12 protein-coding genes are annotated in these 16,253 nt (G+C 49.1%); 6 read left to right on the top strand and 6 right to left on the bottom strand.

Annotated features, from left to right (window positions below; translation table 11 throughout):
- Positions 1-115: 115 nt before the first annotated feature.
- Together BN1360_RS01100 and BN1360_RS01105 are read right to left on the bottom strand one after the other, a co-directional pair.
- Entirely contained in the window at positions 116-949 is an 834-nt protein-coding gene (locus tag BN1360_RS01100) for a hypothetical protein (protein WP_068778070.1), read from the bottom strand.
- 102 nt (positions 950-1,051) lie between these two features.
- Complete coding sequence (locus BN1360_RS01105; RefSeq protein ID WP_068778071.1) at positions 1,052-3,058, bottom strand: M1 family metallopeptidase; 2,007 nt, start codon at positions 3,056-3,058, stop codon at positions 1,052-1,054.
- 170 nt (positions 3,059-3,228) lie between these two features.
- On the opposite strand from BN1360_RS01105, the gene BN1360_RS01110 reads away from it, so the two are divergent.
- Positions 3,229-3,741: a YwhD family protein gene (locus tag BN1360_RS01110; protein WP_068778102.1), complete on the top strand. Its 513-nt coding sequence runs from the start codon at positions 3,229-3,231 to the stop codon at positions 3,739-3,741.
- A 400-nt stretch (positions 3,742-4,141) separates the two neighbouring features.
- Here the strand turns inward: BN1360_RS01110 and BN1360_RS01115 are convergent, their stop codons facing one another.
- The 3 genes from BN1360_RS01115 to BN1360_RS01125 form a co-directional block, all read right to left on the bottom strand.
- The gene (locus tag BN1360_RS01115) at positions 4,142-6,424 is read right to left on the bottom strand and encodes a heavy metal translocating P-type ATPase (RefSeq protein ID WP_068778072.1); all 2,283 of its coding nucleotides are present in this window, start codon (positions 6,422-6,424) and stop codon (positions 4,142-4,144) included.
- Positions 6,417-6,791 (bottom strand): ArsR/SmtB family transcription factor, encoded by a 375-nt coding sequence (locus tag BN1360_RS01120; RefSeq protein ID WP_068778073.1) that lies wholly within the window; start codon positions 6,789-6,791, stop codon positions 6,417-6,419. Before BN1360_RS01120 ends, BN1360_RS01115 begins: the two co-directional genes overlap by 8 nt.
- A gap of 210 nt (positions 6,792-7,001) precedes the next feature.
- Positions 7,002-9,077: a transglycosylase domain-containing protein gene (locus tag BN1360_RS01125; protein ID WP_068778074.1), complete on the bottom strand. Its 2,076-nt coding sequence runs from the start codon at positions 9,075-9,077 to the stop codon at positions 7,002-7,004.
- 633 nt (positions 9,078-9,710) lie between these two features.
- Here BN1360_RS01125 and speE point away from each other — a divergent pair.
- From speE to argS, 4 genes are all read left to right on the top strand, one after another.
- Positions 9,711-10,538, top strand: coding sequence for a polyamine aminopropyltransferase (speE, locus tag BN1360_RS01130; protein WP_068778075.1), 828 nt, complete (start codon positions 9,711-9,713; stop codon positions 10,536-10,538).
- Positions 10,539-10,551: 13 nt separating this feature from the next.
- Complete coding sequence (gene speB, locus BN1360_RS01135; RefSeq protein ID WP_068778076.1) at positions 10,552-11,421, top strand: agmatinase; 870 nt, start codon at positions 10,552-10,554, stop codon at positions 11,419-11,421.
- 226 nt (positions 11,422-11,647) lie between these two features.
- Positions 11,648-12,067 (top strand): YwiB family protein, encoded by a 420-nt coding sequence (locus BN1360_RS01140; protein WP_068778077.1) that lies wholly within the window; start codon positions 11,648-11,650, stop codon positions 12,065-12,067.
- A 1-nt stretch (position 12,068) separates the two neighbouring features.
- Positions 12,069-13,748, top strand: coding sequence for an arginine--tRNA ligase (gene argS, locus BN1360_RS01145; protein ID WP_068778078.1), 1,680 nt, complete (start codon positions 12,069-12,071; stop codon positions 13,746-13,748).
- 73 nt (positions 13,749-13,821) lie between these two features.
- Here argS and BN1360_RS01150 read toward each other — a convergent pair whose 3' ends face one another.
- Positions 13,822-14,967 (bottom strand): S8 family peptidase, encoded by a 1,146-nt coding sequence (locus BN1360_RS01150; protein ID WP_068778079.1) that lies wholly within the window; start codon positions 14,965-14,967, stop codon positions 13,822-13,824.
- Between the two features lie 441 nt (positions 14,968-15,408).
- On the opposite strand from BN1360_RS01150, the gene rpoE reads away from it, so the two are divergent.
- On the top strand, positions 15,409-15,975 hold the full coding sequence (gene rpoE / locus BN1360_RS01155; protein WP_068778080.1) for a DNA-directed RNA polymerase subunit delta: 567 nt from the start codon (positions 15,409-15,411) through the stop codon (positions 15,973-15,975).
- Positions 15,976-16,253: the final 278 nt, after the last annotated feature.

Raw genomic sequence — 16,253 nt, forward strand, 5'->3', positions numbered from 1 at the left:
AGAAGTATATTTTGGCAATGCCTAATTCACAAGATTCAGAGACAAAAACAAAGAACAAGACCTCCGATTCTGGCGGAGGCCTTGTGGTATAAGGGATTATAATGGTAAAAATAATTTAACTTTTCTGTGACTTCATTTCCCATAGTTGATATTGAGAGGTTACCTCCCAAACTCGGAACAAACTTCGTATGAAAGGATAGCTTTGCTGCAGAATAAGAGCGAGTATTCCGGTCCAAATCCACGATACTGAACCAAAGATGAAGAACAGGATCAGGGCAAAAATGCCGAGTAAGAGAGAGATGCCCGCTCCAGGAAGCACATATCGAACACCTATCAGAATAGAACCCCATAGCCCCTTTTTGAAAAGATAGCCAAATTGTGCGAACAGCAAGCATTGGTCAATAAGCCAGCAATAGATCAACCAAGCGAGCAGAACGGCCGACATCTTCAGCATGGGAGCAATCTGTACCGAGCCTGAGCGAAGCAGGTCTGGCAGAATTCCCTGGACGTGAGGGAGAATCCATAATAGCGGCAGACTGATTAATATAAGCTCAATAAATAGGAACAAGAATACCGGCTTTCCAAACTCCTTCATGCCGCGGAATAGCGGAAGTCCGCTCTTTCGCTCCTCCTTGGGCATTAAGCCATACAGGACTCCCGCCTGGAGCAGAGGCGTCACTAGTAGTCGGATGAGAGCCATACCGAGCAGCAACCCCAGATAGAGACGGATGTCGGGGCTATGCTTGAGCTCGTATTGGCCTTCCAGGAGGAATAGAGCCTGGCTGAGCATGTTGGGCGGGGGATCTGGGTATCTAACCAGGACCTCCGTAACTACTGAATTGACGAGCCTGTATAAAAATAGTCCCCATAGCAGCTGATATAGAAACAGGATGATAATAGAGGGAAGCTGGTTTTTTATAAGACTCCATCCACTACGTATATAGATCATACTTTTCCCCCTCAAAGTTTTGTTAAGGTATGCCTCCGCAGAATAAGCCGCGGACAAAAACTTGCTACGGAAGCATATACAGCATTTATAAAGGTTGGGTACCTACCATAATAACGAGCCGAGTACGGTTTCCAGCAATTTGACAATCGTTAAGGTGGAGCGGGTTCCCACAGGCTCCTGAATCTCCGCCTTCAGGTAATTGTTAATGTGTTTATTCTCAAGAACGAGCGCATAATCAGGATCGATTTGTACCCAATCCACAGGCTCTTTGTATTGAACCTTGATCTGGAGGGTGTCGTTATCCACTTTCCAAGTCTTGCGCAGAGTATGTCCATCCTTGAACGAGAGCAATATGGCTACCTCTGGATAGTCGGCGCCCTTACGGCTTATATCAATGATGGACTCATAGATCAATCCGTTGCCGCTGCTTGAATCGGAGGGATGAATTTGAATTCGATCCACTGAAAAATCAGCCATTTTGTCGCTATATACGTATTGGTTGAAGTAATCCTTCCACGATCGGCCCGTGATTTGCTCGACGGTCCGCTGGAAATCTTTTGTTGTCGGATGCTTGAAGCGGTATTTCAGGCTGTAGCTGGACATAATCCGCTTCATCGTCTTGGCGCCTACTTGCTTCTCAATATCAAGCAGGACCAGCTTTCCTCTATAATAAGCATTCTGTGCGTATACATCGCTATCCCCATATTTCCAGGCATTCTGGGTTAGGGAAGCTGGAGAAGTGATGATGGCGGATTGGACCGGAAGCGGAAGGTTAGTAGCGAATTCTTGCTCCATCAGCTTATCCTCGGCATAGGAGGCGAATCCTTCATCCAGCCAGGCCTCTTCGAACTCATTACTTGCGATCATTCCGTAGAAATACTGGTGAGCGATCTCATGGATAACGGTACGTTCCAGCTCATTGTAATCCGGGGAATCGCTCTTTGCTCCGAAGGAGGTGACCAGCGTTGGATACTCCATGCCCCCCGCGCCGTTTGCCTCGGCAGGCGGGACTACAATCGATAACGTAGAGTATGGGTATCGTCCATACCACTTGCTGAAGTTGGCTAAGGCTACCTTGGCGGCATAGAAATAACGCTCCTTCAAATCCTTATGGGCAGGATCAAGATATAGCTTAATCCTTACGCCAGGAATCGTGTCAGAAGAGAAAGGCTCTTCTGCATAGATGAAGTCTGGTGAAGCAGCCCAAGCGAAATCATGCACATCATCGGCATAGTAATGGACGAGCTTCCGTCCGTTCTGGATGTTAGCTGCTTTGGTCGGGAAGCCGGTGGCGGCAACGGTATAGCTGTCGGGGACATCGATCTCCACACTGTATATACTGAAATTGGAATAGAATTCTGAATTGCCATGGTATTGATGCAGATTCCAACCTTCAGTGGCTCGTCCCCTGGTTCCGGCAGGCTCGTACACGCTGATCTTGGGGAACCATTGGCCAGCCATAACAAAATCGCCAGCGGCGCCCATGCGGGCAAAGATCTTCGGCAGCTTCACGGTGAAGCTGATCTTTAGGGTAATGCTCTCCCCGCCTTGGACGGAGACAGGCAGACGAACTCTAACCAGCGTCTTGTCCTTGGCATTGCCGTCATCGGGTTGGACATATTGAATCCGATGAAGCAGGGAGATCCCATCGGTTGTCCGAATTTCGGTCAGCTCCATCGATCCCCAGCCATCCTTGGGCATGGCGTCGTTTCGCAGCTTGCCGCCCGATTCCTTCATAAATGTACTGTCTGCCGAGGCAAAGGCATTCGGATATAAATGAAAGTAGAGCTCGTTGACCGATTTCTTGCCAGGATGCGTCCAGGTAATCGTCTCAGAACCTGTCAGCGTATTCTCTTGTTCATCCAGCTTAACGTTGATATGATATTCCGTTACACGGTTGCTGAGCACCTCAGCGGTTGGCTGCTGGATGCTCTCGCTCTGAGGCGCGGAGGATACATGCTCTATCCCAGCTATTTGCCCAGGCTTGTTCTTATCTAAGGTGAAGGCAGCCTGATGAGTTTGGCTCTGTTGGTAGAAATACAGGGCCGTTCCGGCGACGAGGCATAGAGCGACGAAGGAAAGGCCAAAGATCAAAATTCTTCGGGTCATACAATGGATACCTCCCGTTGACAAGCATCTACAGCATGTATATGTTTGCATTTGGAAGATTATTAGCTAAAATTAAATTAAGTTGAGGAAACCGTTCCGACTGCAGCTTGATGGCGTTGTTCGCTTTGAAATACACAGAGTATGAACGAAAAGGGGAATTGGAGGATAATATGGACCAATCACAGAAGACGGGGAAGAAGATTTTCGCCCTTAATATTATTAGTAATGAAGAGAAGAGCAAGCATAAGGGTTTTGGGGCGGGTTCAATTGATCTGAACAGTATGTCCCCGGTTATTATCGATGTTGATGAGACGTATATTGATATCGGAGCCATGCATGCGAAGAGTAAAGTGGAGAAGGGGATTAAATTCTCTGTAAATCGGGAGGACGTACCAAATGGTCGTCAGGTTTGGATCGTTTGGGTAGCGGTTGACCGAACTCCGGAGGGGCAATTTTACGGCGGGATGACGGCTTGTGAAATGCTTATTGATAAGGAAGCGCGCCGTGGCTGGAAGATTCTCGCTGATCACGTGAACAAGATGGATTATGCTCTGAAGCGAAAAGTAATTCTCGACGGCTTGTCGCCGGAACAGAAAGCTTCGCTTAAGCAATTGCTGATAGACACGAATGCAGAATGGTGGGAGAATTCTCCGGAAGAGCTGAAGGCGGCGCTGGAAGCATAGGCACGGACCATTCGAATAAATAATGAATAAGCACCCCATAGAGTTATGAGCAGGTCATACCTGTTTGCTCTCTATGGGGTGCTTATTTGCATTATATTAGTTCGTCTTCAGATCATCCGGCTTACAGTACCGTGGAAGGTTGAACGGAGCTAGGACTGAGGAGCGAAGCGTATATTAGTTTGCGTATGAGTATCTGAGACGTTTCCGAAGGAAACCTGACTTCATAAGCATCCACTTAGGCCGGTGTTCAAGACTCAATGTCGATACAACTCCCAGTGTTACTATTATAAGTTGTCAACGAAGTTGATGAAATTCTATTTTTGCAAGAAAACCACCCGTTGAATCGCGGTCGCTCAGGCCTTCAACTGGCCTTGATTGGTTTCCTTATCCAAGGCGGGCTTTATTCGTCCTTACCTAACAGGACGGTGAGGCCTAGCAAGGTTACGACGATGGTTGCTCCCATATCGGACAAGACAGCGATCCAGAGGGTCAACCAGCCCGGTATCGTAAGCAAGAGAGCAATTAACTTCAAGCTAAGGGAGATGCCGATATTCCACTTGATGATTCGGCTCGCCTGTCTGGCGATCTTGATCGCACCCGGCAATTTGCCCAGATGATCCTGCATCAGTACGATATCGGCTGTCTCAACCGCGCTGTCGGTTCCTTTGCCCATAGCGATGCCAAGCCGCGAAGCTGCCAGTGCCGGTGCGTCGTTAATGCCATCGCCAACCATCGCGACATTCCAGCGAGTGGCCATTTCCTTCACTTGTTCAACCTTTTGTTCCGGAAGCAGTCCAGCGTGCCAATCGGTGACCCCTGTCTTCATGGCAACCGAACGAGCTGAATAAGAGTGGTCTCCGGTAAGCATAACGGTATGTTCGATGCCGTAACGATGGAGCTGGGCGATGACGTCCGGACTTTCCGCTCTGAGTTGGTCGGCGAGTCCAAACAATCCGAGTACCTGATGTTCGGCGGCAATGATTACAACCGTTAGTCCTTCTTGCTTAAGTTGATTCAGCTCTGCTTTGACTTGCTTGCGGGTCTCTTCACGAATTGAGATTTGCTCAAGTATTTCTTCACTGCCAGCCCAGTAGCGGGCCCCATCGACATCGGCAGCAAGCCCTACACCCGGCAAGGTAACCATTCCGGAGACGGAAGGAAGTCTTGATTTGTCGATGCCTTGGCTAGCAACCTGCCGGACGATAGCTTGCGCGAGCGGATGCAGCGACCCGGCTTCGAGAGCCCCGGCAATAGCATGGAAGCGCTCGGGTTCATAGACAACCTCGCGAATAACAGCAGGACGGCCTTCGGTTAAAGTTCCGGTCTTGTCAAAAGCGATAGCATTGATCTTGCCAAGCTGTTCCAGATGCACACCGCCTTTGACCAGGACACCGTTGCGGGCACTTCTTGTCATGCCGCTAACAAGGGCAATTGGCGATGACAGCACAAGCGCACATGGACAACCTACAATCAGAATGGCCAAACCTTCGTAGACCCATTTCATCCATGGCTGACCTAACAGCAGTGGCGGGATCAGTACGACTAGCGCGGCGATGATCATGATAGCCGGTGTGTAGTATTTAGCGAATTTATCAATAAATAATTCAGTTGGCGTCTTCGTATCTTGAGCCTCTTGCACCAGATGCATGATCTTGGCCAAGGACGAATCTTCATAGGCTTTGCTGATCTTGATCTTCAATAAGCCTTCACTATTCACACTGCCTCCAAATACATTGGAGCCAGGCTTTTTCGTCACAGGGATCGACTCGCCGGTTATCGCCGCTTCATTCACAGCACTATGGCCTTCAGCGACTACACCATCGGAAGGGATCTTCTCACCAGGGCGAACAAGCACGGTGTCGCCGACCTGCAGGCTGGCGATCGGTACGATAATTTCCTCTGTTCCACGAATCAGGACGGCTTGCTTTGGTGCTGCATCAAGCAGCGCCTCCATGGATTTCCGCGCACGGCTCATGCCATAGCCTTCCAGAATTTCGTTAAGCCCGAACAGGATAGCGACCAGGGTAGCTTCCTTCCATTCGCCGATAATAACGGCTCCTGCCAAAGCGACGGTCATCAGGGTATCCATATTAAACCGGAAACGCGTCAGGTTCCGCAGACCACGCAGGAAGGTCGGGTATCCGCTGAGTACGATAGCGACCAGATACATCCCTACGAGGACGCTCTTGGGAAGTACACTCCCCAATACAAAAGTTAAAATATATATAATGGCGGAAATACTGAGGAACCATTTCTCCCGCTTGCTTTCGCCTTCACCATGACTATGTCCTTGACTGTGATCATGACCATGGCTATGGCCTTCCGCATGATTATGGTCCTTGGAATGGCCGTGGTCGTGGGAGTGAGAATGATGCTTGCCAGGATTTATGATGATAGTGGAGTCCAGAGCGGTGGACGCCTCTGCCTCGGCTCGGCTGGCCTCCGGATGAATGAGTGAGGCGCCGTCGCTTTTCAGGATTTTCTCTACCTTTTGGACATTAATCCCAGGCTGCATGAGCAGGCGACCGCTATTGTACATTAGGGCGGCATCATGCCCGTACTCCAGCTTGCGGATTTGATCCTGCATCTCGCGTGCACAGTTGGCGCAGGACAATCCTTGAACGCGATATTCAACTCTTGTGTCAGAAGCAGCTGCTTGCTGACGATCGTCGGATCTACTCATGATCGTTCCTCTCCTTATGATGCTCCAGAGTCATAGTAATCAGCGTCTGGATATGATGGTCTTTCAAGGAATAGAAGACATGCTTGCCGTCCTTGCGGGACTTTGTGATGTTCATTAACTTTAATTGCCGCAGGTGATGGGATGCGGTGGCTACGGAGGTTCCGAGGATAACAGAGATGTCATACACACATAACTCCTGATTCTGTAGCAGATAAGCGATTTTCATTCGATTTGAATCGGATAAGGCTTTGAAAATTTGCGTCATGCCCTCAATATCCTCTTCACATAACGTGTGCCGCAGAACCTCGGCTCTAGTGGGGTCGCCGCACACATGCTCATAAGTCTCTTTGGCTAATTGGTCTCCCATCGTATTCCCTCCATTAAACTCATAATGATAAAGATATATATTCAAACGTTTATTTGATTGTTTGAGTATAGTATATACCCTCTCCAAAGAATATTCAAATGAACATTTGAATGAATGGGCCGTTTCTTCATTTTATTAATGTAAAAATCAAAGCCAGCCGGATTATCCGGCCGGCTTGAGCTTTGCTGAAATAGGGACGGGTGCTTCTTGTCAATCTTGCTTCGAGTTCATCCACCAGTTCTTCAGGTCCTTCCACCATGATTTGCTCTCAGGTTTGTCTGAGGTAGGTATTGGCTCCGGAGGAGGCTCGTTGCTGTTATGGGCAGAACAGAACTCCGTCGGTTCAGTGCCTTGAATAAATACTTCCAGCTTCTTATTAGGGCAATCAGCCGTGGCTAATTTACCGGAAACGGGATCGATATAGACGCTGACGACACTGTCGGGAATCGGGAATATTTTTGGCGGGACCTTTTCCAGCGCCTTCTCTGTGAACTTGGCGAAGATCGGGGCTGCTTTTCGCGATTCGGTGGTATCCAGCGTCTTGCCTTTGTCATACCCCACCCAGACAGCCGTGGATAATTCGGGCGTGAAGCCGACAAGCCAAGCGTCAGTACTTGTTGTGCCTGTCTTTCCGGCGACCGGACGCTTAATATCAGAGGATACCCGGTTACCCGTTCCGCCTGTCTCAAATACGCTCTCCATTAACTGGGTCAGGACGTAGGCTGCAGCGGGCTCCACGATGGTCTCTTCTTTAGCCGGCGGCGCTTCATACAGTACTTTTCCGTCTTCATCAGTGATGCGAAGTACGGCGACTGGCTTAACGCTTCGTCCCTGATTGCTGATAACCGCAAAGGCAGTTGCCATTTCAAAGGGACTGATGGGAGAGGTCCCCAGTGCAAGGGAAGGCACGGCTTGCATCGGGCTGGTAATGCCCATTTTCCGAGCCATTTCTATGACTTGATCGGCGCCGATCTTGAGTATGGTATTCACGGCATAAATATTATCCGAAGCAGCGATAGCCTGACGCATATCAATTTCTCCCAAATATTTGCCCCCGAAGTTTTTAGGACTATAGGTCTTGCGATTATCGTCATAATGGAACAAGGTCGGCTGGCTGTTGAACTGGCTGGCGCTAGTCATCTTCGCTGAAGCCAGCGCTGACAAGTACATAATCGGTTTGAAGCTTGATCCGGGCTGACGGGTTGTAGCGAATACATGATTATATTGGCTCTTGGTATAGTCCGTCCCACCGACGAGCGCTCTAATCTGGCCGTTGCGTGGATCGATGGAGACAAGCGCGGCCTCCAGATCCCCGGAATTGCTCAGTTCAGACTTAACTGCATTTTCTGCCGCCTGCTGGGCCCCTAGATCAAGGGTTGTGTAGATTTTAAGTCCGCCATGCTCCAATTCGTTCTCATCAAAGCCCAATTCATTAACGACGATACTCCGTACGTAATCGCGGAAATAAGGGGCAATGCTTAAGGCAGCACGCTCCTGGCGCGTCTGGAAGGACAGCATCTCTTCATAGGCCTGATCGGCTTGCTGCTGCGTAATATCACCGGTAACCACCATCGCGGAGAGTACGGTCTTCTGTCTGTCCTTGGCGTTCTTCATGTGATTATACGGGGAGTAATAGGTAGGACCCTTGGGCACGCCAGCCAGCATAGCGCTCTCCGCCAGATCGAGATCTTTAGCATGCTTGCCGAAGTACATCTGCGCGGCTGTCTCAATTCCATATGCCCCGTGGCCATAGTAAATTTCGTTCAGATACATCTGCAGAATATCTTCTTTGCTGTACTTCATTTCCAGTTGTGCCGTGTACATAGCCTCTTTGATTTTTCGTGACCAGGTGCGTTCATGAGAGAGATAGAGATTACGGGCGAGCTGTTGCGTCAGTGTGCTTGCTCCCTGCACTTTTTCCATCTCTTTTAAATTTACGAACATGGCTCGGGCCATTCCTTTGACATCAAAGCCGAAATGATCATAAAATTGCCGGTCTTCCGTTGCAAGCGTAGCCTGGATCAGCCATGGCGAGATCTCGGCCAGCTTAACGCTGGCACGGTTCTTTCCCCCATCGGAGAAGACGGCGATGGTCTCGCCGTTTCGACTGAAGAGCTCGGAGCCCTGTTCGGAATAGGATAGCGGAAGATTGGTTTGATATAGGTAGATCAGCAGGATACCGGCAGCAAGCACGCCAAGCAGTCCGGTGGATATGATGAGCTTAAGAAACAACCGCCTTTTGCGCGGTGATTTGCGTTGATTGCCGCTGCGTACGAGCCTTTGCATGACTGTACGCCTCCCTCCTGTGAATGTATCAAATGTTTGTTTTAATGCCGCGAAAGGCCATTAGTTCGTATAGGTCCTTGTAATAAATAACGATTAATTTGCAGAGCAATTTTCATAGCCTATGGGCACTGGTGAACACTGGCGGGCATAGGTTATGTACTCTTAGTATGGGAAAGTTTGGAGGAGATATTCACAGGTGAAACAGCAAAGCGGGGAGTTTACATTTTTGCAGAATAGAGACTGTTGCAATTTTACCTTGTTTTAATATAATCTTTCTTATGTTTGGTGCAATATATTAGGAAGTGAAACTTTGCGAGAAGTCGAGAAGTGAAGCTGGAGGCCCCGAAAATCCGCTCGTGGGTGTAATATGGCGGCTAGACAACTATTCTATTGGAGAAGGTAATTCAAAAAGACCGCATTCGGTAAGAAAACCGATCGAGAGTCTTGCTTTCTGCGGAAACATATCAGGTGCTAGCATGTACCCACTACAAACGAATGCTTACCAGGTTTGTTTTCTATGGAAATGTGCAGCAGCGCTGCTGCATCCAACTGAAGTATTTTAGAAAGGAAGTATAAGCTTCGGCGCTGAAAAGCAGGCCCTTTTTGAATATTTACTGGAAGGAATGATGTACGATGGAATTGTGGTTTACGGAGAAGCAAACTCCCGTCTTTGGCATTACCGCAAAAATAAAGGAAACGTTAGTTACAGAGAAGACGGATTTTCAGGATTTGTCGATCATTGATACGGAAGAGTTCGGGCGAATGCTCGTCTTGGATGGAATGGTCATGACAACGGTTAAGGATGAGTTTGTGTATCATGAGATGGTTGCTCATCCAGCTCTCTTTACGCACCCGAATCCGAAGCATGTGTTGGTGGTAGGAGGCGGTGATGGCGGTGTGATTCGCGAGGTGCTGAAGCATCCTGAAGTGGAGAAGGCGATCCTCGTCGATATCGATGGCAAAGTTATAGAATATTCGAAGAAGTTCTTGCCGGAGATTGCCGGAGAATTGGACAATCCCCGCGTTGAGGTTCAAGTGAATGACGGGTACATGCATATTGTCGAGAGCAAGAATAAATATGATGTGATCATGGTCGATTCCACAGAACCGGTGGGTCCCGCTGTACAATTGTTCGAACGTGGATTCTATCAAGGTATTTATGAAGCGTTAAAGGAAGATGGTATCTTCGTTGCGCAGACGGACAACCCTTGGTTCAAGGCGGATTTGATCCAGAAGGTGAATCAGGACGTGAAGGAGATCTTTCCGATCGTACGCGTATATGGGGCTAACATTCCAACCTATCCAAGCGGTCTTTGGACATTTACGCTAGGCAGCAAAACCTATGATCCGCTCCAAGTCGATGAGGCGAAAATACCTGAGATCGCTACGAAATATTATACGCCGCGCCTGCACAAGGCCGCATTCGTACTACCCAAGTTCGTAGAAGACCTTGTAAAATAGGAGGAAAAGCAAAATGAAATTAGATCAGGCTTATTCGGGTAATGTATTTATTTGTAGTTCGGAGGATTATGCTGCTTCGAAAGCGGTCATTTACGGGATGCCAATGGATTATACGGTTAGCTTCCGTCCAGGCTCTCGCTTTGGTCCGGGACGAATTCGCGAGGCCTCCGTTGGTCTAGAGGAATACAGCCCTTATTTGGATAAAAGTATTTTGGACCTCGATTATTTTGATGCTGGAGATTTGCTGCTCCCCTTCGGGAACGCATCCCGCAGTCTTGAAGTGATTGGCGAATATGTACGCGGCCTGCTGGCTGACGGTAAATTCCCGATCGGTCTGGGCGGGGAGCATCTTGTCACTTGGCCTGTAATCCAGGCAATGTATGAGAAGTATCCTGATCTGGCCCTCATTCATATCGATGCACATGCAGATTTGCGCGAGCAGTATGAAGGCGAGGTTCTCTCGCACTCGACTCCGGTTCGTAAAGCGGCCGCTCTGATGGGCGGAGAGAATGTATATCAATTTGGCATTCGATCAGGCTCCAAGGAGGAGTTCCTGTTCGGACGCGAGAATACGAATTTCTACCCATTTGATGTTGCTGCTCCGCTCAAGAGCGCTCTGCCGAAGCTGGGAAGCCGTCCGGTATATGTGACGATCGATATCGATGTGCTCGATCCTTCATGTGCGCCAGGAACAGGAACCGCCGAAGCTGGTGGCATCACTTCTAGAGAATTGCTGGAAGCGATTCATATGATCGCTGGCTCTGATGTTCATGTTGTGGGCTGTGACCTGGTTGAAGTGGCGCCGATCTATGATCCAACAGAACAGACGCCTATCGTGGCTGCCAAGCTGATTCGTGAAATGCTGCTCGGTTTTGTAAAATAATATAGCTATAGTCGAAGCCGCCGGTATTTTTACCCGGCGGTTTTTGCTTGGATATTTTGTTAGCATCCCAAGGGAAGGGAATGCTAGGGCTGGTGAATGTTTGCCAATACCGATTGAATTGCGGGAATGAACTGGATATAGTAGTACAGTGGGATACAATGTAATATTATAGAGGTTGTTCGACCGGACTTGTTGAACACTCATATATAGAATGGAGATTTGCGTTATGTCCGATAAGAACGGAGCCAAAATTGTAATCAGGAGCCGTCAGGGGCAAGAGGAGACGCTCCAGGAGCTGACTGGCGAAGTTATGATGCGTGGCGACGTTATCTATATTCGCTATGAAGAAGCGGAGAAAGGGCCGACCGGCGGAATAACCCGGGCGCTTGTTAAAATCTCGGGAGATGAGGTTAAAATTATGCGCCACGGTGAGGTGGAATCCGAGCAAACCTTCCGCGCCGGACATAAATTACCCGGATTTTATTTCTCTCCGTTCACGAAATTCCATTTGTCCACGGTAACCCATCGGCTGGAATCCAAGCTTTCAGGTGCTTTTGGACAAGTCGCCTGGAATTACGATCTGTATGTTTACGATGAGCTATCAGGGAATTTTAATATTAGTCTACTTATTCAGGAGGAAGCGTAAGATGACACTCAATCCATTAGAACAGGTGAATCAGAATTTAAAAGAAGCCATATTCGAGGCGATTAGCGCCGCTGGTCTGGCAGCGGGGGAGGATATTCCGGCAATTGTACTGGAAGTTCCGAAGGATAAGGCCCATGGCGATCTGGCAACGAATGCTGCGATGCAATTGACTCGAATTGCCAAGCGGAACCCTCGCCAAATTGCTGAGGCAATTATCGAGCATTTGGATCATGATAAGGCGGGAATTGTCAAGGCAGATATTGCGGGCCCGGGCTTTATCAATTTCACGTTGAGCAAGAGCTATCTGTTCCCGATTATTGAACAGGTCTACCGTCAAGGTGAGGGTTATGGTCGTACGGATAAAGGGGTGGGGCAGAACATTCAAATGGAGTTTGTCAGCGCCAATCCGACAGGCAGTTTGCATCTGGGACATGCCCGCGGAGCTGCTGTAGGCGATGCGCTCTGTAATGTACTCGATTTCGCCGGATATAGGGTGACTCGGGAATATTATATTAATGATGCCGGGAACCAGGTTGTTAATCTGTGCAAGTCGATCGAAGCAAGATATCTGCAGGAGCTTGGACAGGATGCAGAAATGCCGGAGGACGGCTATTATGGTGAGGATATTAAGGGTTTCGCTAAAGAGCTGGTTGCCGAACAAGGTGATGCCTTAATGTCGATGTCCGCGGAGGAACGTACGCAGTTCTTGCGCAAATATGGCTTAAATAAAGAGTTGGACAAGATCAAGCGCGACCTGGAGCGCTTCCGCGTCAGCTTCGATGAGTGGTTCAGCGAGACTTCGCTCTATGCGGACGGACAGGTTGAAGCTGCGCTGGATGAACTTCGCTCCAAAGGCATGACATATGAGCAGGAAGGTGCTACATGGCTGAAGACGACGCCATATGGCGACGATAAGGATCGCGTGCTTGTGAAGAATGACGGCACCTATACCTACCTGACTCCTGATATCGCCTACCATCGCAACAAGTATGATCGCGGCTACGACCGGATGATTAATATTTGGGGCGCCGATCACCATGGTTATATTCCGCGGGTCAAAGCGGCTATGCAGGCGCTGGGCAAGGACCCTGAGAAGCTGACGGTGTTGATTGCCCAGATGGTCAGCCTGTTCCAGGACGGCGAGAAAGTGAAGATGTCCAAGCGGACCGGCAAAGCGGTCACTATGGTTGACCTGATGGATGAAGTGGGCGTAGATGCAATACGTTACTTCTTTACTATGCGCAGTATGGATTCCCATCTCGATTTTGATATGGACCTGGCTATTTCCACCTCCAATGAGAATCCGGTGTATTATGTGCAATACGCTCATGCGCGGATTTGCAGCATCTTCCGCCAGGCTGAAGAGCAGGGGATCGCGCTTCCGACACCAGATTCGGCAAATCTGAACAAGCTGACGTCGGAGCATGAGTATGATTTGCTGCGGAAGATTGGCGAATTGCCAGAGGAGATCGGAATCGCTGCCGATAATTTCGCCCCGCACCGTCTCGTTCGCTACGTGTACGAGCTCGCTGCGCAGCTTCACAGCTATTACAGAGCGGAACGCGTAATTACGGAGGACGGCGAGCAAACAGCAGCACGGCTTGCCCTGCTCGGCGCTGTACGGACAACGCTGGCTAATGTGCTTCGTCTGATCGGTGTGTCCGCGCCGGAACGGATGTAATATAGAAGGCGATGCTGACTTTGATTGGGAGTCAGTATCGCCTTTTTTTAGATTTTAACGGGAATCACAGTCTTCAGGAAGACTTGCTGCGACTCTTATTGCGAAGCATTCTTGCTGCGTTGAGCTCCCCGGCAGCGGGCTTCGCCCTGGACGCCGTGGCAGGGATCGGACGCGCGGTGCGGCGCAGCCTTCTCTTAATCTCCGACAGCTTCAGTCCGGGACGGGCCGCAAGCAGCAGGGCAACAGCACCGCTGACATGAGAAGTGGCCATAGAAGTCCCATTCATCTCATGATAGCCTCCGCCCAGCCAGCATGAGCTAACCTTCTCCCCGGGAGCATAGATGTCAATATAAGGGCCGTGATTGCTGAAGGAAGCGATGCGTCCGTCCTTTCCGGTTGCTCCAACGGAGATGGTATTTGGATACCGCGCCGGATAATCGATCCTGCGGGTTTTCTTGTCATTGCCTGAAGAGGCAACGACGATGATGCCTGACGCGTGGGCTTTGCTAATAATATTTTGTAAGGATTGACTCTTATTCTTCATTCCAAAGCTCATGTTTATAATGTGCATGCGGTTTCTGATGCACCAGTCGATTCCGAGGATAATATCGGAGACGTAGGCGGAGCCGTTATGGTCGAATGCTTTCACGGGATAGACGAGCGAGCGTGGGGCCACGCCCATCATTCCTCTCGAGCCGCCGGAAGCGGCGATCGTGCCGGCGATGTGGGTGCCATGTCCATTATCATCGTAAGGAAGCATTCCACGGTTGAACAGATTAATTCCTCTGCCCAGGCTGTATCTGAGATCGGGGTGGCTGAAGTCAGCACCTGTATCAATGACCCCAATGCGGATTTGATTACCGGTGGAGACAGACCAGGCGTCTTGCGCACCGATACGCTTCACCCCCCAGGGCTGGGGAATTTTCTTGTCTTTGTCCGTGGAAGCAGAATGAACGCGAATTCGGGTGTCTTCTTCTAGCATCAAACCGAATCTCGTGTCGACGCTTCCACTATTATGGGATAAAGGGCAGAAAAAGGCCTGCAGTAGCGGTGAGACGCGAACTCTCCGCAAGGCCGGGAATTGACGTTTGTAATCCTGCAGCTGGCGCAAGCATTCTTTATACTGCAATTTCTGGGCAAAGCGGAGAATGTACCGCCCGCCTGTTCCAGAGGTGTCCAGGTGTTCGCTCAGATATCGCAGGAATTTGGAGTAGTCCATTAGTTAGCCCCTCCTGACGAAGCGTGTTGCAGTATATTATGACAACGCATCAGGACTCGAATGGGGAAGGGGCCCTGTTTCCAGGAAATGGGCAGCTGAATGAAAAATGAGTCAAGTTAAGATGATTTTTCTAACTTAGGCGTAGGTGCGGCGTGTCAATGCAGCAATCTGGACATAGGATAAAGTGAAGGCCCTCTGCGGCCTTCAGGGCCATCGGGGAGGAGATAAGGGTCTCCTTTTCGAACGGATACAGTCAATTGGCAGGGTAATCGCCCTGCCTCTTTTTATGTTTGGGTGGTCACTTTATGAACACATTTTAAAACTTGCAATTTGACATTAAATAAGGTTTACTATTTTGTGATATGGATAAGTTAGATTAAGAAATCGATAATTTAAGCTCGATTTTTTGGTGAACATTGCGTGAGAGGATGTGTCCGTAACGTGAGTAATTCGCTCAATTTGAAAATTGACCCGGAGAAAGCTCAGGAAATCCCGATGGTGGACCTGGCTTTTATGGTACTGAAGGCGGCAAATACGCCGTATTATTATCGTGACCTGATGAAAGAGGTTGCTAAGATTCGTGGGATGTCTGAGGACGAAATTAGCGACGTTATTGCACAACTGTATACGGAGATTAATATCGATGGCCGTTTCGCTTGTGTTGGCACCAATCTGTGGGGTCTGAAGCGCTGGTATCCGCTTGAGAAGTCCGAGGATGCAGTTAGCAGCGGCAAACGCCCTCGTATCATCAATGACGAAGATGACGATCTGGATGACGACTTCGTTGAAGAGGAAGAGGATAGCTACAGCTCCGAGGATGACGAAGATTATGATGCAGTTGACGAGGATTCTGACGATGACTTGTTTGCAGATGATGATGAGGAAGAAGAAGTCGAGGGTGTAGAAGATGACTCGCTTCTGGATGAGGAAGATCTGGATGAAGAAGAAGAAGAGGACGATCTTGCGGATGACGAGTCTGAGGAAGAAGAATATAGCGACGAAGACTAAGAGCGCGTGATCCAGAGGAGTTTTTTGAACTACCTCCTACAGAGAGAGAAACTTCAAATATTTTACCTTCCTCCTTCTCTTGACAGGGGCTATGGTAACGAGTAAACTATTGCATGGGCTTATGATTCAACCATAAATAATGTATTTTATATAAAAGTGCCCCGACGTTGTTCGGGTGTCACTTTTTTGTTTTTTTATGCCCATTTGGCTATGTTTTTACGCTAAATGGGTTACGCTATATTGATCTATAGTCGCCAGGGATTGTGAGTAAATGTTCA

Origin of the sequence: Paenibacillus sp. GM2 (assembly GCF_900069005.2) — a bacterium.
Taxonomy (GTDB): Bacteria; Bacillota; Bacilli; order Paenibacillales; family Paenibacillaceae; genus Fontibacillus.